Annotated in this window: 19 protein-coding genes and 1 riboswitch; of the genes, 11 read left to right on the top strand and 8 right to left on the bottom strand. The window is 76.1% G+C overall.

Annotated elements, in window-relative coordinates; genetic code table 11:
- Window positions 1-18 precede the first annotated feature (18 nt).
- From O7633_RS20165 to O7633_RS20145, 5 genes are all read left to right on the top strand, one after another.
- Window positions 19-228, top strand: a complete 210-nt coding sequence (locus O7633_RS20165; protein ID WP_278130732.1) for a hypothetical protein — start codon at window positions 19-21, stop codon at window positions 226-228.
- A gap of 284 nt (window positions 229-512) precedes the next feature.
- Window positions 513-863, top strand: a complete 351-nt coding sequence (locus O7633_RS20160; RefSeq protein ID WP_278136300.1) for a TadE family protein — start codon at window positions 513-515, stop codon at window positions 861-863.
- Window positions 860-1,339, top strand: a complete 480-nt coding sequence (locus O7633_RS20155) for a TadE/TadG family type IV pilus assembly protein (RefSeq protein WP_282328600.1) — start codon at window positions 860-862, stop codon at window positions 1,337-1,339. The genes O7633_RS20160 and O7633_RS20155 overlap by 4 nt, the downstream gene beginning before the upstream one ends.
- A gap of 176 nt (window positions 1,340-1,515) precedes the next feature.
- Window positions 1,516-1,887, top strand: coding sequence for a hypothetical protein (locus O7633_RS20150; RefSeq protein ID WP_246384636.1), 372 nt, complete (start codon window positions 1,516-1,518; stop codon window positions 1,885-1,887).
- A gap of 16 nt (window positions 1,888-1,903) precedes the next feature.
- Entirely contained in the window at window positions 1,904-3,103 is a 1,200-nt protein-coding gene (locus tag O7633_RS20145; protein WP_282323522.1) for a LysM domain-containing protein, read from the top strand.
- 196 nt (window positions 3,104-3,299) lie between these two features.
- Here O7633_RS20145 and O7633_RS20140 read toward each other — a convergent pair whose 3' ends face one another.
- The 5 genes from O7633_RS20140 to O7633_RS20120 form a co-directional block, all read right to left on the bottom strand.
- The gene (locus O7633_RS20140) at window positions 3,300-4,151 is read right to left on the bottom strand and encodes a Rieske 2Fe-2S domain-containing protein (protein ID WP_278130730.1); all 852 of its coding nucleotides are present in this window, start codon (window positions 4,149-4,151) and stop codon (window positions 3,300-3,302) included.
- A gap of 94 nt (window positions 4,152-4,245) precedes the next feature.
- On the bottom strand, window positions 4,246-4,587 hold the full coding sequence (locus O7633_RS20135; protein WP_278130728.1) for a hypothetical protein: 342 nt from the start codon (window positions 4,585-4,587) through the stop codon (window positions 4,246-4,248).
- Window positions 4,588-4,660: 73 nt separating this feature from the next.
- Window positions 4,661-5,305, bottom strand: a complete 645-nt coding sequence (gene bluB / locus O7633_RS20130; protein ID WP_278130726.1) for a 5,6-dimethylbenzimidazole synthase — start codon at window positions 5,303-5,305, stop codon at window positions 4,661-4,663.
- A gap of 35 nt (window positions 5,306-5,340) precedes the next feature.
- Window positions 5,341-5,540: riboswitch (cobalamin riboswitch) on the bottom strand.
- A 17-nt stretch (window positions 5,541-5,557) separates the two neighbouring features.
- Complete coding sequence (locus tag O7633_RS20125) at window positions 5,558-6,508, bottom strand: helix-turn-helix domain-containing protein (RefSeq protein ID WP_282323521.1); 951 nt, start codon at window positions 6,506-6,508, stop codon at window positions 5,558-5,560.
- A 156-nt stretch (window positions 6,509-6,664) separates the two neighbouring features.
- Window positions 6,665-7,696: an AraC family transcriptional regulator gene (locus O7633_RS20120; RefSeq protein ID WP_282323520.1), complete on the bottom strand. Its 1,032-nt coding sequence runs from the start codon at window positions 7,694-7,696 to the stop codon at window positions 6,665-6,667.
- 256 nt (window positions 7,697-7,952) lie between these two features.
- Here O7633_RS20120 and O7633_RS20115 point away from each other — a divergent pair, with 256 nt between their 5' ends.
- Complete coding sequence (locus O7633_RS20115; protein ID WP_282323519.1) at window positions 7,953-8,714, top strand: crotonase/enoyl-CoA hydratase family protein; 762 nt, start codon at window positions 7,953-7,955, stop codon at window positions 8,712-8,714.
- 11 nt (window positions 8,715-8,725) lie between these two features.
- Here the strand turns inward: O7633_RS20115 and O7633_RS20110 are convergent, their stop codons facing one another.
- Window positions 8,726-10,174 (bottom strand): NAD(P)/FAD-dependent oxidoreductase, encoded by a 1,449-nt coding sequence (locus O7633_RS20110; RefSeq protein ID WP_282323518.1) that lies wholly within the window; start codon window positions 10,172-10,174, stop codon window positions 8,726-8,728.
- 139 nt (window positions 10,175-10,313) lie between these two features.
- Here O7633_RS20110 and O7633_RS20105 point away from each other — a divergent pair, with 139 nt between their 5' ends.
- Complete coding sequence (locus O7633_RS20105) at window positions 10,314-11,414, top strand: serine hydrolase domain-containing protein (protein WP_282323517.1); 1,101 nt, start codon at window positions 10,314-10,316, stop codon at window positions 11,412-11,414.
- 64 nt (window positions 11,415-11,478) lie between these two features.
- On the opposite strand, the gene O7633_RS20100 is transcribed toward O7633_RS20105, so the two are convergent.
- Both O7633_RS20100 and O7633_RS20095 read right to left on the bottom strand, forming a co-directional pair.
- On the bottom strand, window positions 11,479-12,741 hold the full coding sequence (locus O7633_RS20100) for a deoxyribodipyrimidine photo-lyase (protein ID WP_282323516.1): 1,263 nt from the start codon (window positions 12,739-12,741) through the stop codon (window positions 11,479-11,481).
- Window positions 12,738-13,661, bottom strand: a complete 924-nt coding sequence (locus O7633_RS20095) for a phytoene/squalene synthase family protein (RefSeq protein WP_282323515.1) — start codon at window positions 13,659-13,661, stop codon at window positions 12,738-12,740. The genes O7633_RS20100 and O7633_RS20095 overlap by 4 nt, the downstream gene beginning before the upstream one ends.
- 64 nt (window positions 13,662-13,725) lie before the next feature.
- On the opposite strand from O7633_RS20095, the gene O7633_RS20090 reads away from it, so the two are divergent.
- From O7633_RS20090 to O7633_RS20075, 4 genes are read left to right on the top strand one after another with little or no spacing between them, the layout of a single operon-like run.
- The gene (locus O7633_RS20090; RefSeq protein WP_282323514.1) at window positions 13,726-14,880 is read left to right on the top strand and encodes a polyprenyl synthetase family protein; all 1,155 of its coding nucleotides are present in this window, start codon (window positions 13,726-13,728) and stop codon (window positions 14,878-14,880) included.
- 28 nt (window positions 14,881-14,908) lie between these two features.
- A complete protein-coding gene (gene crtI, locus O7633_RS20085) occupies window positions 14,909-16,390 on the top strand; it encodes a phytoene desaturase family protein (RefSeq protein ID WP_282323513.1) in 1,482 nt (493 codons plus the stop codon).
- 25 nt (window positions 16,391-16,415) lie between these two features.
- On the top strand, window positions 16,416-17,042 hold the full coding sequence (gene idi, locus O7633_RS20080; protein ID WP_282323512.1) for an isopentenyl-diphosphate Delta-isomerase: 627 nt from the start codon (window positions 16,416-16,418) through the stop codon (window positions 17,040-17,042).
- A complete protein-coding gene (locus O7633_RS20075; RefSeq protein ID WP_282323511.1) occupies window positions 17,032-17,991 on the top strand; it encodes a MerR family transcriptional regulator in 960 nt (319 codons plus the stop codon). The genes idi and O7633_RS20075 overlap by 11 nt, the downstream gene beginning before the upstream one ends.
- Window positions 17,992-18,020 lie beyond the last annotated feature (29 nt).

Below are 18,020 nucleotides of genomic sequence, written 5' to 3'. Positions count from 1 at the left end.
CCTCCGAAGGAGCACGCCATGCACCTCATCGCCTACCTGCACGTTGCGCTCACCACACGGCTGGCCGAACTGCGCCGCGACGGCGAGCGGGGCGACAGTCCTGTCCCGACCGCAGTGATCATCTTTGGGCTGGTCGCCGTGGCGATCGCCGTCACCGGCTTCGCCCTGGCCAAGGCCAACGACTGGATGAGCAACATCCCCGACCACCAGGCCCCGACGGCACCGTAATGACCCACCGCACCGCCTTCGTGGACCGGAGCCGGTCGGCACCCGCCGACCGGCCCGCCGGCCTGCGTCGCCACGGGCCACCCCGGCCAGGGGCCGGTCCCGACCGGCAGGCCCCGCGGCGGCTCGGCGGCGGCGTATGGCTCGGCCGGGCGGCCCGGCGGCGGCTCACCGGCGGTCTACGGCTCGGCCGGGCGGCCCGGCGGCAGCTCACCAGCGGTCTACGGCTCGGCCGGGCGGTCCGGTGGCGGCTCACCAGCGGCGGGGCGGACCGTGGGGCCAACCCGGTGGAGCTGGCGGTGGTGATGCCGGCGATCCTCGTGCTGCTGTTCGCCTCGATCCAGGTCGCCGCCTGGTTCGTCGCCCGCGCCACCGCGCTCAACGCCGCGCAGAGCGCGGTCAACGCCCAGCGCCTGTACGAGGCCCCCGCCGGGGCCGGCGAGGCGCGGGCGGTCGACTTCCTCACCGCCGCCGGGGACTGGCTGGTCGGCTGGGACCAGCCGGGGCCCGCCTGCGTCACCGGCGTCGCCGAGGTGACCTGCACGGTCAGCGGGGACTCGTTGTCGGTCATTCCCGGCGTCAGCTTCCCGGTGCGCCAGACCGCGCACGGCACGATCGAACGGTGGACGACCGGATGAGCCGCCGCCGTCGCTTCGCAGCCGAGCGCGGCTCGGTCGCCATCGAGGTGGCCGTCCTCGCCCCGGCGTTCATCGGGTTGATGGTGCTGGCCGGCGTCGCCGGGCGTACCGCGATCGCGCAGGAGGCCGTCCAGTCGGCGGCGCACGACGCCGCCCGCGCCGCGTCCATCTCGCGGGACGCCGAGACCGCCCGCGAGCAGGCCCTGGCCGCCGCGCAGAGCCAACTCGACTGGCAGCGGGCCAACTGCGCCGGCCAGCCCTCGCTCACCCTGCGCGGCTCGGTGGGCGGCGCGCCGACCAGCTTCGCCGAGGCGTTCGACAGTGGCCCCGGCACGACGGCCGCCGTGACGGTGCAGGTCACCTGCACCGTCTCCTTCACCGACATCGACCTGGCGCTGCTGCCCGACATGGCGGCCAGCCGGACGATCTCGGCCAGCTTCACCTCCCCGCTGGACCGCTACCGGAGCCGGTCGTGACCGCCCGCGTCCCCGGTGCGGCCGCGCACCCCGCCCCAGCCGAAGACCGGGGCGAAGGTGCGAGCTCCACCCGCGCCACCGGCGGGGGCGGGGGTGCGGGCTCCGCCCACGTCGACGGCGCGGGGCGTCGGTGGCGCGGCGACGACGGCCGGGTCAGCCTGTTCCTGGCGGCGGCGATGATCGGCGTCCTGGCGATCATCGGCCTGGCCTTCGACGGCGCCGGGCAGTTGCGCTCCCGGCAGCTGGCCGACAACCTGGCCGCCGAGGCGGCCCGCACCGGCGGCCAGTCCATCGACCGGGCGAAGGCCATCCAGGGCGGCCGCAAGGAGATCGACGAGGCGGCGGCCAGGGCGGCGGTGACGAGTTACCTCGCCGCGGCCGGCGCCACCGACCACAGCGTCGAGTTCCCCGTCGTCGACGGGGAGAAGCTCATCCGCGTACAGGTCACCGTCACCTACGACCGCTACCTGCTCGGCTTCTTCGGCTTCGGCGCCGACGTCACCGTCTCCGGCGAGGCCACTGCACGCGCCCTCACCGAGGGCCCCTAGGAAGGGAAGGCACGCCATGGCCGCACCGGGTCGCTCCGCCGCACGGCGGGTCGGGCAGGTACTCACCGGGTTCGGCGCGCTGGTCGTGCTGATCGCCGTGCTGGTCGGGGGGCCGGTGGCGCTGATCGCGTTCGCCGGGAACCCGCTGCCCGATCACCTGCCCACCCTCGCCGAGGTCGGCACCACGCTGACCAGCCGCGACGACGGCCAGCTCTTCCTGCGGGCGCTGGCCCTGGTCGGCTGGTTCGGCTGGATCACCTTCGCCTTCTCCGTGCTCGTGGAGCTGGGCGCGCAGACGCTGCGCCGGCCGGCGCCCCGGCTGCCCGGCATGAGCCGGCAGCAGCGCGCCGCGGCGGCGTTGGTCGGCTCGGTGGCCCTGATCATCGCGGCGAGCCCGGCCGCCGCCAGCGCGGCCACCGTGCTGTCCGGCCCGTACCCCGCCGCCGCACCCGCCGCCGTCGTCGCCGGGGTGCCGGCGGCCCGCCCGGTCGCCGCGCTGCCGGTGGTCGACGCCCGGGCCGCGACGCCGCCGGCCGCCGCGGCGGCCGGGCTCCGGCAGGAGGCGGAGCCGGCGGTGTACCGGGTGGCGAAGGGCGACTACCTGGGCGAGGTCGCCGAGCGCTACCTCGACGACTTCGACCGCTACCGGGACGTGGCGAAGCTCAACCGGCTGGGCGATCCGGACCGCATCCGCCCCGGGCAGCTGATCACGCTGCCCGACGGCGTCCACGACGCCGGGGCCCGCCGGCACGCCACCGGGAAGCTGGTGGTCCGGCCCACGACGCCCACCCCCGGCGGTACGGTCACCCCCCGGCCGCCGTCGGCCCCCGGCACCCCGCCCGCCGCCGACGCGCCGGGTGCGGCGCAGCCCTCGCCCATCCCGCCCTCGCCCACCTCGCCACGGGCCACCCGCCCCGCCCCCGGCCCCTCCACCGCCCAGCCGCCCGCCGGTTCGTCGTCGGACGGCTCGTCACACGGCACCCAGCAGGTCGCCCAGCCACCCTCCGGCCCGCAGCCGGCGATGGCCGCCGGAGCGTCCCGGGCGGGCGCGGGCGACCAGGTGAACCGGCCGCTCGCCGTCTCGGCGGTGCTCGCCGTCGCCAGCATCGTCGGGGCGCAGATCGGGGCGGTTCTCGGCCTGCGCCGCCGGCCGGCGGTCGTCCGGGCCACCAACAGCGCGCGGGCCCTCGTCACCGGACGGCACCGCCGGGACTGACCCCAGCCGGCGCGGGCCGGGCGGACCGGCGCGGGCCGGCGCGGGCCGAGCCGGGCGTGGCCCAGGCGGGTCCCTTGATCGATTTCATGTCGCCGACATGGGGGTATCCGGCGCGAGGGAAACCGCCATGTCGCCGACATGGCGGCGGTCCCGCCGGGCCCGGCCCGAAGCGCGGCGCGGGCCACCGAACCCGGGCTCAGGGCAGCCGGGCCTCCAGGACCCCGTCGACCACCCGGGTCGGCAGGATCTGCTGGTCGTTACCGGACGGGCCGTGCATGACCTCGCCACCGTTGAGCCGGAACGCGCTTCCGTGCCACGGGCAGACGACGCAGGCGTGCCCGTCGATCTCGGTGACGTCGCCCTCGCCGAGCGGGCCGCTCTGGTGCGGGCAGCGCTCCAGCATCACCGTGACCTCGTCGCCGTGCCGGTAGAGGATCACCGAGACGTCGTCGACCTCGCGGGTGACCAGCTTCCGTTGCGGCAGGTTGGCCATGTCCGCCAGCGGGTGCCAGCCCTCGCCGATCCGGTGCAGCTCGGAGATGCTCTGGTTGACCTGCGCCCCCTGCTTGTACGCGAGGTGCCCGCCGAGGTACGCCCCCGCGCTCGCCGCGCCCAGCCCGAGGTACGCCAGCGCCCGCCCCGTGCCGTGCCGCCCGCGCAGCCGGGCCGCCAGCGAACCCGCGTACAGGGTGAGGCCGACCGCGTTGGCGGCGGCGTGCACCAGTCCGACGCGGCGCTGCTCCCGGGAGAGGGCCGCCCAGTCGTTGAGGCCGGCGATCGCCGCGGGGAGGGCGCTGACGGTGCCCAGCCCGACCAGGGCGGTGGCCGCCCGGCGTTGGCCGGGCATCAGGTCGAGCACGGCCGCGCTGATCCAGGAGCCGACCGGCACCTGCACCAGTGCCGGGTGCAGCGGATGACCGATGAAGACGCCGTGCAGCAGGTCACGCACCCGCTGCGGGCGCAGGGTGGCCTGGACGACGCGTTGCAGCCGGTCACCGGTCCGGTCCAGCGTCGAGGCCTGTTCGAGTTTCGTCAAGAGTGCCCGCATTCCGTCCGACTTCCCGGCAGAAGCGGTCGCAAACCGGGCAGCCGCAGCGGGTCTCCAACGTACGCGGGTCCGCGCGTACGCCGGACGGGGCCGGCTACAGCCAGGGGCCACTGCGGCAGATGAACTGGGTGGTCCCGCTGTACTGGGTGGCGCTGCCGTCGAAGTAGCTGTAGCTGGCCCGTACGGGGTGGCCGAGGTTGCTGGCCGGGCAGGTGGCGAAGAGGGTCGACCCGGCGGTCGTGAAGGTGCCGACGCTGCCGGAGTACCAGGTGACGGTCCACGTCGTCGTGCCGGTGCTGCTGGCGTCGCAGTAGAACTGCGACGCGCCGGACTCGCAGAAGGGCGCCGGGGCGGCGGCGAGGGCCGGGGTGGCGGCGGCGGCCAGACCCAGGGTGGCGAGGACGGATGCGGCCAGGACCTTGACGGTGGTACGCATGGAACCCCTCCCGACGTAGCCAAGCGATGACTCAGGGCGACGTCAGCCTAGCCGCCGCATAGACGTACCTGAATTAGCTGTTCGGTCGGTCAGCCGACCGTCGCGCCCAGCGGTCGTGGTGCAGCGCCTCGGCGAGGGGTCGGCCCCGCCGCCACCCGTGCCGCTCCAGGTCGGGCACGGTCTCCAGGTGCGTCACCGGCCCGACGCAGAGCCAGGCCACCGGCCGGATGCCGGCCGGCACGCCCAGCAGCTCGGCGAGGAACGGCTCCCGGTAGAAGGAGACCCACCCGACGCCCAGCCCCTCGGCGGTGGCGGCGAGCCAGAGGTTCTGGATGGCCAGGCAGACCGAGTAGAGGCCGGCGTCGGCGATGGCGTGCCGACCGAGCACGGCCGGGCCGCCGCGCTGCGGGTCGTAGGTGACGACGACCGACAGCGTCGACTCCAGCACCCCGTCGATCTTGATACGCGCGAACCGTTCGGCCGCCGCGCCGTCCAGGGTGGCGGCGAAGGCGGCCCGCTCGGCCTGCACGTGCCGGTGGAACCGGCGGCGGACGGCGGGATCCCGGACCAGGACGAAGTCCCACGGCTGCGAGTAGCCGACGCTGGGCGCCGCGTGCGCGGCGACGAGGATCCGGTGCAGGGCGTCGGCCGGCACCGGCTCCCCGGTGAACTGGGCCCGGACGTCCCGGCGGCGGCGGATGGCGTCGTAGAGTTCCACAGGCAGGCTCCCGCTGCGCTCGGCCCACCTCGACGGGTGGGCGGTCGACGCGAGGCCGGTCTTCGGACTCCCGGATCGACGCCTGCCCGTCCGCCTTCCCAGCCGCACGGCCAGTGGCTGCGCTCCTCGCGCGTGGACGGTGGCTCCCCGGTCACCGCGGCGGGCCCGTGCCGGATTCACACCGGCTTCCCGATTCTCCCCGCGCAGGCGGGGCACCTCGCATGATCGTGCCGCCGGCGATGCTAACCCGCGTCAGCGGCGCAGCGTCCGGCCGGGCAGCTCCCCGTACGTGGCGAGATAGCGGGCGGCGAAGCGGCGCGGGTCGGCGAATCCCCAGCGGGCGGCGACCACGGCCACGGAGACGCCGTCGCCGGGCACGGCCCGGGTCAGTTCCTGGCGGGCCAGATCGAGCCGCACCCGGCGCAGGTAGGCCAGCGGGGTCGTGCCGAGCTGACTGCGGAACGCGAGCTGCACCGCGCGGGGGGTGGTGGCGGCGGCGCGGGCGATGTCGACGAGACCGATGTCGGTCCCGGCGGCCGATTCGATGAAGGCGATCGCCCGGCGCAGGGTCCCCTGGTGGGCGTCGGTCCGGTCGCATGACCGGTCCGCCACGACGGCGTTGCTGGGGAACGCGGCGAGCGTGGCCGCGGCGAGCAGGCGGCCGAGGCCGCCGAGCACGAGCGGGGACGCGCCCGGCGCGCCACCGGCGGCGATGACGGACTCCGCGTACCGGACGGTCCGCCGCCACCGCCACTGGGCATCGGCGCAGACCGGCCGGAAGCTGGCGAACCGCAGGGGGGCCAGCGGGCGGTCCGGGTCGACGCGGGCGACCTGGTCGAACAGCGAGAGGTCCAGCAGGACGGAGGTCACGTCCACGTCGCTGGACCACGAGGAGCCGGGCAGGTCGGGCTGGTAGAGCACGCCGACCTCGCCGGGCCCGATCAGCTCGTCGACCCCGTCGCACCGGTGCCCGAAGCACCCCCGGCGGGGGGCGGCGAGCAGGACGTACCCGAGCGGTTCCGCCTGCACCCGCAGGTCCAGGGAGATGCTGATGTCGTCGATGCAGAACGCGCCGGTGCTCCACCGGTCGTGGCGCAGCGGAAGCCCGGTCGCCACCGCGGCCAGTCGCACGCTGCGGCCGTACGAGGTCTCGAAGACGTGCGCCGCCTCGGCCGGATCGCTGGTCGAGAACCGGGTGAGCACCGGCGGGCCATTATTACTGCAAGTCACCTATCCACATCCCTCAGTCACGAGGGAGCCTAGCCACCCGGCGCGGGCGGGCCGCGCAACGGCACGCCGGGGCGGTTCCTCCCCCGCCGGCGACCGGCGCGGCCGACGGGCCGGGGTTCGCGCCGTCCGTCAGCCCCGCAGGGTCTGGCTGGGCGGCTGCCCGTAGGCCCGGCGGTACTCGGTGGCGAACCGGCCCAGGTGGGCGAAGCCCCACCGCGCGGCGGCGGCGGCCACGGTGAGGCCCGCGCCGGGCTCGGCGGCCCGGAGGTCGCTGTGCACCCGTTCCAGGCGCACCCGTCGCAGGTAGCGCGTCGGCGTGGTGTCGAGGTACTTCCGGAAGGCATGCTGGAGCGCCCGCGCGCCCAGCCCGGCCGCGACCGCCACGTCGGTCAGGGTCAGCGCCTGGTCCGCGTACTGCTCGATGTGGGCGACCGCGCGACGGACCGCGGCCGGCGCGACGGCCCCCGCGCCGCGCGTCGGCGCCTCGGTCATCGTCGTGTTGGGGAACGTGGCCAGCGCGACGGCCACCAGCAGGCCCGTCGCCTCCGCCTGCACCAGGGCGTTCGTCCCGAACGCGGCGCCCGGCAGCGCCACCTGGGTGAGATAGCGCGTGGTGTTGCGCCAGAGCTGCGCGGCGGACGGGGACACCGGCAGCAGCCCCTGGAACCGCAGGTCGACCGGCGCGAGCCCGCACCGCTCCTGCGCCACCCGCCGCACGTCGGCGAGGGGCAGCTCCACCGCGACGACCTCCATGTCGCGGTGCAGGATCGCCCTGGTCCGCCGGGGCGGCACCAGCAGCAGGCCCCCCGCGCCGGCCATCACCTCCCCGGCCCCGTCGTCGACCCCCCAGCCACCGGAGAGCACCTCCGCCACCCCGACGACGTCCCGGGTGGACACGTCGTTGTCCGCGTTCATCGGATAGCGCACTCGGGCGACGCTGGTCGCGCCGAACCGCGCGTGGGCAGCCCGGAAGATGCCCCCCGCGCGACGGTCGAAGGCGCGTAGCCGGTGTTCCGGATAGGCCGCCAGCAGCCAGCGGTGCGCCTCGTCCGGGTCGTCCGTGACGAGCCGCGACCACGACCCCGGCGGGTCGGCGGGCGCCTCGTCGCCGCAGTCGACCTGCTGCCTCGCCGAGAGCCCCGCCCTGGTTCCTCCTGTCACGACCTCTCCCCGCATCGCCGACCGGCGTCCCTCGCCTCACCCGCACCACGGGCGCGACGCGTACGGCGCGAACTCGCTTCACCACTGTCCGTGGCCCTCCAGCGGGCATTGTGTCCGTCGACGGCAGACGAGAGAAGTGGCCACGGACCGGGCTGTCCGCGGCGCGAAGCCGATGTACGAAGTACGAACACCGCGGCCGTCCGCCCGGATCCCGTCCACGCTGGTGCGCCGCCGCCCGGGCAGGCATGCTGTCCCGATGGGGGTACGGGTCGAGCACGCCGCCGCGGTGACCACGGTGATCCTGGACCGGCCGGCGTCCCGCAACGCCGTCGACGGTCCCACCGCCCGGGCCCTGGCCGACGCGTTCCGCGCCTTCGAGGCCGACCCGGCGGCGGCGGTGGCCGTGCTGTGGGGGGCCGGCGGCACGTTCTGCGCCGGGGCGGACCTCAAGGCGATCGGCACGCCGAGCGGCAACCGGGTCGAGCCGGACGGCGACGGCCCGATGGGCCCGACGCGGCTGCGGCTGTCCAAGCCGGTGATCGCCGCGATCTCCGGCTACGCCGTGGCCGGCGGGCTGGAGCTGGCGCTCTGGTGCGACCTGCGGGTCGCCGAGTCCGACGCGGTGCTCGGGGTGTTCTGCCGGCGCTGGGGCGTGCCGCTGGTCGACGGCGGCACCGTCCGGCTGCCGAGGCTGGTCGGCGAGAGCCGGGCGATGGACCTGATCCTCACGGGCCGGCCGGTGCCGGCCGAGGAGGCGTACGCGATGGGGTTGGTGAACCGGCTGGTCGCGCCGGGTGCGGCCCGCGTGGAGGCCGAGCGGCTGGCCGCCGAGATCGCCCGGCACCCGCAGGCGTGCCTGCGCAACGACCGGGCGGCCGTGCTGGCCGGCGCGAACCTGCCCGAGCCGGAGGCCCTCGCGGTGGAGCTGGCCTACGGCGCGGCGTCCCTCGCGGCCGACGCGACGGCGGGGGCGGCCCGGTTCGCGGCCGGCGCGGGCCGCCACGGCGCCCCCGCCTGAGGGCCGGCCGGCTACGCCAGGTCGCGCAGGGCGGTCTCGATGGCGCGGTGGAACGTCGGGTACGCGTAGATCATGTGCCGGAGCCGGGCCAGCGGCACCTCGGCGTGCACCGCCACCACCAGGCCCGACAGCACCTCGCCGCCGGCCGGGCCGGCCGAGGTGGCCCCGACCAGCACCCCCCGGTCGGCGTCCGCCACCAGCTTGACGAACCCGTCGCCCCGGTGGATCCAGCCCCGGGTGGACGAGTCGAGCCGGCTCACCCCGACCTGCACGTTGATGCCCCGCTCGCGGGCCTGGCGCTCGGTGAGCCCGACCGCGCCGATCTCGGGATCGGTGAAGGTGACCCGGGGCAGCGCCCGGTAGTCGGCGTGCGGCACCCCGCCGGCGATCCCGACGCCCTCCGTGCGCGCCACGCCGCCGACCGCGCTGGCGCTGCCGCTGGCGTCCGCGCCGGCCTGCGCCCGCCTGACGTGGTCGAGCACGTCGGCGACCACGATGGCCGCCTGGTACATGGCGATGTGGGTGAACGCGCCCTCCCCGGTCAGGTCGCCGACGCCCCAGATCCCGGCGGCGGCGCGCATCCGGTCGTCCACGGCGAGGAACCGCTGGCCCGGGTCGAGGCCGACCGTGTCGAGGCCCAGCTCGTCGAGGTGCGCCCGGCGGCCGGTGACCACGAGCAGCCGCTCGGCGGTGAACTCGGCGCCACCCGCCGCCCGCAGCGTGAACGCCCGCCCGTCGTGGTCGACCCGCTCCGCGCGTACGTCGGTGGCGATCCGCACCCCGTCGGCGCGCAGGGCGGCGGCGGCCACCTCGGAGGACTCGGGCTCCTCGACGGCGAGCACCCGGCCCGACGCCTCCAGCACGGTCACCTCGACGCCGAACCGGGCGAAGACCTGGGCCAGCTCCAGCCCGATCGCGCCGCCGCCGAGCACCAGCAGGCTGCCCGGCAGCTCCTCGACCTCGATGGCCTGCTGGTTCGTCCAGTACGGCGTGTCGGCCAGCCCGGGCAGCGGCGGCACGAAGGGCCGGGTGCCGGTGCCGAGCACGATGCCGTGCCGGGCCTGGAAGACCCGGTCGCCGACGCGGACCCGGCCGGGGCCGTCGAGCGCCCCGCTGCCCCGCACGAACCGGCCGCCCTTGCCGGTGAACCGCTCCACCGCGACCCGGTCGTCCCAGGTGTCGGTGGCCTCCTCACGGATGCGCTTCGCCACCGGGGCCCAGTCGGGGCGGACGTCGGCCTCGCCCGCGAACTCGGCGACCCGCCGAGCCTCGGCGACCGCGTTCGCCGCCCGGATCATCATCTTGCTCGGGATGCACCCCCAGTAGGGGCACTCGCCGCCGACCAGCCGCCGCTCGACGCCGACGACGCTCAGGCCCGCCTCGGCGAGCCGGCCGGCGACCTCCTCGCCGCCGACGCCGAGCCCGAGCACGACCACGTCCACCAGTTCCGGTTCCGCCATCGGACCAGCATTCCGCACCGACGGACCGCCGGCCACCGCGCCGGGCGAATTCCCGGCCCGGCTGCCCTCGCCCGCCTCCCCTCGCTCCGCTCTCGGAAATTTCCGCGCCCCGGGCCCGCCGGGCCCCTACCGTGGCCGGATGCGCGCACGCTTCGCCCCCGTCCGGGACTGCTTCCACGACCTGTTCGCCGCCGGCCGGGAGACCGGGGCCGGCCTCGCCATCTGGTACGACGGCACGCCGGTCGTCGACCTCGTCGCCGGCTCCCGGGCCGCCGTCGCACCGGGCCGGTCGGTGCCGCCAGCCGGGGGCGGCGACCCGTGGCGGCCGGACACGCTGGTGGACGTCTACTCGGTCGGCAAGCCGGTGGCCGCGCTCTGCCTGCTCCTGCTCGTCGACCGGGGACGGCTCGACCTGGACGATCCGGTCGCCGACCACTGGCCGGGGTTCCGCGCGCCCGCCACGGTCCGCCAGGTGCTCAGCCACACGGCCGGGCTGCCGGCGTTCCCGGTGCCCCGCCCGGCCGAGGCGGTCGCGGACTGGGACCTGCTCTGCGCCGACCTGGCCGCCGCCGAGCCGCGGTGGACGCCGGGGACCGTCGCGGGCGAGCACGCCTGGACGTACGGGCACCTCGTGGGCGAGCTGGTGCGCCGGGTGGACGGGCGGCCGGTGGGCCGGTTCCTGGCCGAGGAGATCGCCGGCCCGTGGCGGCTCGACCTGGGCTTCGGGCTCGGGGCGGCCGACCGGCGGCGGTGCGCCGACCTGTCGTACGCCGATCCGGGCTGGCCGGTCCGCACGCTCGGCGAGCCGGGGTCCCTGCGGGCGGCGGCCCTGGGCAACCCGGCCGGCGGCCTGGACGTGGCGGTGCTGAACAGCGCGCTGTGGCGGGGCGCGCAGGTGCCGGCGGTGAACCTGCACGCGACGGCCGCCGGGCTGGCCCGCTGCTATGCCGGGCTGCTGGCCGGCGGCACCCTGGACGGGGTGCGGCTGTTCAGCCCGGAGCTGGTCGCCGAGGCGACCCGGACCCAGTACGACGGGCCGGACCTGGTGCTCGACCGACGGGCGTGCTGGACGCTGGGCATGCAGCGGGAGCCGGACGGGAGCTGGGGCATGGGCGGGATCGGCGGCAGCAGCGCCTGGGCCGATCCAGACCGGGGTTACGTGTTCGCTTACGCGACCGCGCGGCTGGCCGACCACGACCGCGTCGACGAGCTGGTCGAGGCCCTGCACTCCTGCCTCTGAGCGCGCGCTGCGGCCCGCGCCGGGGCCGGGGTGTTAGGAGGGGTCCCTTGTACAACAGAATGCGTTAACCAGGGGCCCTTCCTTTCACCCAGCGGCGGACGTACGTGCCGTCGGGGTCGAAGCGGGCCGCCTGGCGCACGGGGTTGAACCCCCGGTGCGGCCGGCTGTCGTTGCCGGTGCCCGCCACCCACTGCCAGTTGCCGGCGTTGTTGGCCACGTCGCCGTCGAGCAGCCAGCGGGAGAAGACGGCCACCCCCTCGCGCCAGTCCAGCCCGAGCACCTTGGTCAGGTAGCCGGCCGTGATCAGCCGGGCCCGGTTGTGCATCCAGCCCTCGGCGCGCAGCTGCCGCATCCCCGCGTCGACGATCGGCATGCCGGTGCGCCCCCGCGTCCAGGCGTCGAGCGCCTCGGGGTCGTGCCGCCAGTCCTCGGTGGCCCCCCGCCGGTACGCCTTCGTGGCGATCTCGGGGAAGACGGCGGTGACCTGGTGGTAGAAGTCCCGCCAGCAGAGCTGCCGGACGAACGGGCCGAACCGCGCGCCGCCCGGGTCTTCGGCCCGCGCACCGGCCCGGTTCGCCAGCTCCAGCGGCGACAGGCAGCCGAACCGCAGGTACGGGCTGAGCCGCGAGGTCGCGTCGCCGGCCAGGTCGTCGTGGATGTCGCCGTACCGGTCGACGGTGGGCAGCCACTGCGCGAGGCGGCGACGGGCGGCGGCCTCCCCGCCCGGCACGGCGTGCGGGGACTCTCCCGGCGGCGGGGCGGGCAGCTCCCCGACCGGCGGCCCGTCGGGCGATGCCCCGGGCCTCAGCCGCTCGGGCAGCCGGATCCGGTCGGGCGGGGCCAGCTCCTCCCGCCACAGCGCCCCCTGCCAGGCCCGGAAGTAGGGGGTGAAGACCCGGTAGTGGTCGCCGCCGGCCGGACGCACCGCGCCCGGGTCGACGATCGTGAGGCCGGGGAAGAGGCGCAGGTGCAGGCGGTGCCGCTCGCACTCGGCGCGCAGCCGGCGCTCCCGGGTGCGGGCGTGACGGCTGACGTCGGCGGAGAGGGCGACGCCCTCGGCGCCCACCTCGCCGGCCAGCCGGATCGTCTCGGCCACCGGGTCGCCGTGCCGGATCACCAGGTCGCCGCCGCGGTCCCGCAGCGCGTCGCGCAGGGCGGCGAGGCTCTGGTGCAGGAAGCGCGTCCGGTTGGGCGAGCGGCCGGCGAGCGCCGGGTCGAGCACGTAGAGGGGGACGACGCGGTCGAAGGCGGCGCAGGCCGCGGCCAGCGCCGGGTGGTCGTGCACCCGCAGGTCGCGGGTGAACAGCATGATCGCGGTACGCGTCATCGGCCGGCGGGCGTCAGGGCCGGGCCGGGGACCACGACGGGGGTGCCGGCGGGGGTGAGCAGGGCCCGCCCGGCCACCGCCATCCGCCGTCGGCGGGGCACCAGCGCCCGGCGGGTGAACACGTCGTAGTCCTGGGCGGCGACCTCGTCGAGGATGCCGCCGTAGAGGGCGTACGCGGTGCGCATGCACGCCTGGGAGGCGGGCGCGAGCAGGGTCACGCCCGGCGCGGCGGCCTCGTAGTGCGTCTGGGCGCGGCTCACCTCGTATTCGACGAGGTCGCGGATCCTCGGGGTGGCCCGGCCCCGGGCGGCGGCGGCGAACAGGTCGTCGCGGGTGACGTCGAACTTGGCGAGGTCCTCGTCGGGCAGGTACGTCCGGCCGCGCGCCAGGTCCTCGGCGACGTCCCGGATGAAGTTGGTGAGCTGGAAGGCGAGGCCGAGCTGCCGGGCGGGCTCGCGGGCGGCGGCGGGGTCGGAGCTGCCGAGGATCGGCAGCATCATGGTGCCGATGACGGCGGCCGAGCCCTCCATGTAGTCGAGCAGGTCGTCGTAGGTGGGGTAGGCGGTGACGGTCAGGTCCATCGCCATGCTGCGCAGGAACGACGCGAAGTCGGCCCGGTCCAGGTCGAAGACGGCGATGGTGTGCAGCACGGCGGGCAGCAGCGGGTCGTCGACCGGGGCCCCGCCCAGCCCGGCCAGGAAGCGGGTCGACCAGTCGTCGAGCCGGGCGGCCCGCTCGGCGGGTGGCAGGTCCTCGGTGCGGTCGACGATCTCGTCGGCGTACCGGGTGAATCCATACAGGGCGTGCACGTGCCGCCGTTTCCAAGCGGGGAGCAGGCGGGTGGCGAGATAGTAGGTGCGGCCGTGACGTCTGTGCAGCTCGCGGCAGCGGTCATAGGCAGCGGTGAGGTCGACGTCCACCGGCCCTCCTCGAATTCGACGCAGCAATCGACGCAACTCGTAACCCTAGGGTACGCTCGCCGACATGGCCAACGACGCAGTTGCGGGTAATGCGCTCCGCGTCGCGCCGGCACAGCCGGAAGCGACGGACGATCCGGTCCGCGGCGTACTGGCCGCGTTCACGAAGGACCTGGTCAAGGGGGTCGACGACACTCTCGCGGAGTTCCTCGCCGCCGAGGTTTCCACGCTCGCCGAAATCGACTCGGCGATGGGCGAATTCGCCGCGACGGCGCGCGACTGCGTGCTGGCCGGCGGCAAGCGGGTGCGCCCCACCTTCGCGTACTGGGGCTGGCGAGGGGTCGCCGGCGGGGACGAGCCGCTGCCGGCGGTGCTGCCGGCGTTCGCGGCCCTGGAGCTGCTGCACACGTTCGCCCTCGTGCACGACGACGTGATGGACGCCTCCGACACCCGGCGCGGCCGGCCCACGGCGCACCGGTCCGCCGCCGCCCGGCACGTCGCCGCCGGGCACACCGGCGACCCGGACCGGTTCGGCGAGGCGGTCGCCGTGCTCGTCGGCGACCTCTGCATGGTCTGGGCCGACCGGCTGCTCGGGCACGCCGCCGTGCCGCCGGCCCGGCTGCTCGACGTCCGGCGGTGCTACGACCAGATGCGCGTCGAAACGGTCGCCGGGCAGTACCTCGACGTCCTGGGCGAGAACGACGCGGCCAACTGGTCGCTGGACCGGGCCCTGCGGGTCGCCCGCTACAAGACCGCCAGCTACACCGTCCAGCGTCCGCTGCTGTTCGGGGCGGCCCTGGCCGGCGCCGACGCCGACGGGCCGCTGACCGCCGCGTACACCCGCTACGGCCTGGCCGTCGGCGAGGCGTTCCAGCTCCGCGACGACCTGCTCGGCGTCTACGGCGACCCGGCGACCACCGGCAAGCCGGCCGGCGACGACCTGCGCACCGGCAAGCCGACCGCCCTGCTGATGCTCGCCCGGCAGCTCGCCACCGCGAGCCAGCGCCGGGCGCTGGAGCGGGCCGGCCGGGTCGCCGCCGCCCGCGAGGTGGCCCGGCTCGCCGAGCTGGTCGCCGACACCGGTGCCGTCACCCGGGTCGAACGGATGATCTCCGACCGGGTCGCCGACGCGCTGGCCGCGCTCGACACCGCGTCGATCGACGGGACCGCGCGCACCGCGCTGACGGGCCTCGCCGTCGCCGCCACCGCGCGGCGGGCATGATGGGCAACTTCGTGAGGGAGGTGGTCGCGTGCGCACCGTGACCGGACGTACGGACCGGGTGGTGGTCGTCGGGGCGGGACTCGGCGGGCTGGCCTGCGCGCTGCATTTGGCCGGCAGCGGCCGGCAGGTGACCGTGCTCGAACGCGAGGCGGTGCCGGGCGGCCGGGCCGGCCGGCTCGGCGTCGACGGCTACGAGTTCGACACCGGCCCCACCGTGCTCACCATGCCCGACCTGATCGCCGAGGCGCTCGGCGCGGTCGGCGAGGAGCTGGGCGACTGGGTCGAGCTGATGCCGCTGGACCCGGCCTACCGGGCCTACTACCCGGACGGCTCGACGCTGGACGTCATCACCGACACCACCCGGATGGCCGCCGAGATCGCCTCGGTCTGCGGGCCCCGGGAGGCCGACGGCTACCTGCGCTTCGTCGACTACGCCCGCGAGCTGTGGCGGCTGGAGCGGGCCGACTTCATCGACCGCAACCTCGACGCCCCCACCGACCTGCTCACCGGCAACCTGCTGAAGCTGCTGGCGGGCGGCGCGTTCCGCCGGCTCCAGACGAAGATCGAGCAGTTCTTCCGCGACCCGCGTACCCAGCGGATCTTCTCCTTCCAGGCCATGTACGCCGGGCTCGCCCCGCACGACGCGCTGGCCATCTACGCCGTCATCGCGTACCTCGACTCGGTGGCCGGGGTCTACTTCCCGCGCGGCGGCATCCACGCGGTCTCCCGGGGGATGGCCGGCGCGGCCGAGAAGCACGGCGTGCAGATCCGCTACGGCACCACGGTGGCCCGGGTGGAGACCGCGAACGGCCGGGCGACCGGCGTGGTCACCGCCGACGGCGAGTTCGTCGGAGCCGACGTGGTGGTGCTCAACCCGGACCTGCCGGTCGCCTACCGGGACCTGCTCCCGCCGACCCGGCGACGCCGGTTGACGTACTCGCCGTCGTGCGTGGTGCTGCACGTCGGCTCGCGGCAGGGCTATGAGAAGATCGCCCACCACAACATCCACTTCGGACGGTCCTGGAAGGGCACGTTCGACGAGGTGATCCGGCGGGGGGAGCTGATGACCGACCCGTCCCTGCTGGTCACCAACCCCAGTCGCACCGACCCGGCGGTCGCCCCGGCCGGCGGGCACACGTACTACGTGCTCGCCCCGGTGCCGAACCTCGACCGGGCCCCGTTCGAGTGGCGCGGCGACCTCACCCGCCGGTACACCGACCAGCTCGTCGGCACGCTGGAGGAACGCGGGTACGTCGGCTTCGGCGCCGGCATCGAGGTGCTGCGCGCGGTCACCCCGGCCGAGTGGGCCGAGCAGGGCATGGCCGCCGGCACCCCGTTCGCGTCCGCGCACAGCCTCTTCCAGACCGGCCCCTTCCGCCCGTCGAACCTGCACCGCACGCTCGGCAACGTGGTGTTCGTCGGCTCCGGCACCCAGCCCGGCGTCGGCGTGCCCATGGTCCTGATCTCCGGCAAGCTGGCCGCCGCCCGCGTGACGGGCGGCGACCGGTGAGCGCCCGGGTAGTGGGAGGTGTGCGATGAGCGTGCGCGAGGAACACCTGGTCGAGCTGGTCGACGACGACGGCCGGGCGCGGGGCGAGGCGACGGTGTCCGCCGCCCACCAGCCACCCGGCCGGCTGCACCGGGCCTTCTCCGTGCTGCTCGTCGCCCCGGACGGCCGGGTGCTGCTCCAGCGCCGGGCCGCCGTGAAGACCCGGTTCCCGCTGCGCTGGGCCAACTCCTGCTGCGGCCATCCCGCGCCGGGCGAGTCGCTGGTCACCGCCGCGAACCGCCGGCTGGGCGAGGAGTTGGGCGTCGGGCCCGTCGAGCTGACCGAGGCCGGCGTGTACGTCTACTACGCCGAGGACCCGGCCACCGGGCGGGTCGAGTTCGAGTACGACCACGTGCTGCGCGCCGACGTCCCGGCCGACCTGCCGGTGCGGCCGGACCCGGCCGAGGTGGCCGAGCTGCGCTGGGTCGACCCGGCGACCCTGGAGGCCGACCTCGACGTCGACCCCCGGGCGTACGCCCCCTGGCTGGGCGGGGTGGTGAACCGCCTGCTGCGCCCGTCCCCGGCAGCGGGCACCGCCGGCCCCGACGCGACCCCGGCCGGTCCCTGCGCGGACGAGGTGAACGAGGCGGCGGAGCGGTCGGGTGGGCGATGAGGCGTTGAGCGCGGGGGCCGTGGCGCGCCGCCTGGGCGTCGCGGTCACCACGCTGCGCACCTGGCACCAGCGGTACGGCCTGGGCCCCAGCCAGCACCTGCCGGGTCACCACCGGCGGTACACGCCGGCCGACCTCGCGCGCCTGGAGATCATGCGCAAGCTCACCGCCGAGGGGGTCACCCCGGCCGAGGCGGCCCGCTGGGCCCGGCAGGTGCCCGCCCCGGGGCCGGACGGCGAGCCGTCCGCCGTCGTCGCCAACCGGATCCGGCCGGGCGGCGGGCGCGACGGCGGCGGGCAGACCATCCCGGTCGGTCGGGCCGGACCGGCGGCCCGAGGGCTGGCCCGGGCCGCCATGCGGCTGGACTCGGTGGCGATCGGGGAGACGATCGCGCACGCCCTGGCCACCGACGGGGTCGTCGGCACCTGGGAGGGGCTGCTGCGCCCGGTGCTCGTCGGCATCGGCGAGCGGCACGCCGCCACCGCCGGCCTCATCGAGGTGGAGCACCTGGTGTCGCGGTGCGTCTCGGAGGCGTTCGCGGCCGTCGCCCGCGCCTCCTCGGCCACCGGCCCGGCCCGCATCCTGCTCTCCTGCGCCGACGAGGAGCAGCACACCCTGCCGCTGGAGGCGCTCGCCGCCGCGCTGGCCGAGGCCGGTGTCGCGTACCGGATGCTCGGCGCCCGGGTGCCGACGGCGGCCTTGGTCGAGGCGGTCAACCGCACCGGCCCGGCGGCCGTGGTGGTCTGGTCGCACATCCGGGCCACCGCCGATCCGGCCCAGCTCACCGCACTGCTGGCCAGCCCGCGCCGACCGCTGCTGGTGCTGGCCGCCGGCCCCGGCTGGCGGGCCGAGTCGCTGCCGGCCGGGGTGGTCCGGCCGGTCGACCTGGCCGAGGCGGTCTCGCTCGCCCTGGCCGTGCGGGACTCCCTGGACCAGTCGACGGGGGACTGACCGCCCTGCCGCCGTTCGCGTTTCGTCCA

The sequence above is a fragment of the Micromonospora sp. WMMD712 genome (assembly GCF_029581295.1).
Taxonomy (GTDB): Bacteria; Actinomycetota; Actinomycetes; order Mycobacteriales; family Micromonosporaceae; genus Micromonospora; species Micromonospora carbonacea.
This window is presented reverse-complemented; position numbering and strand designations above follow the sequence as displayed.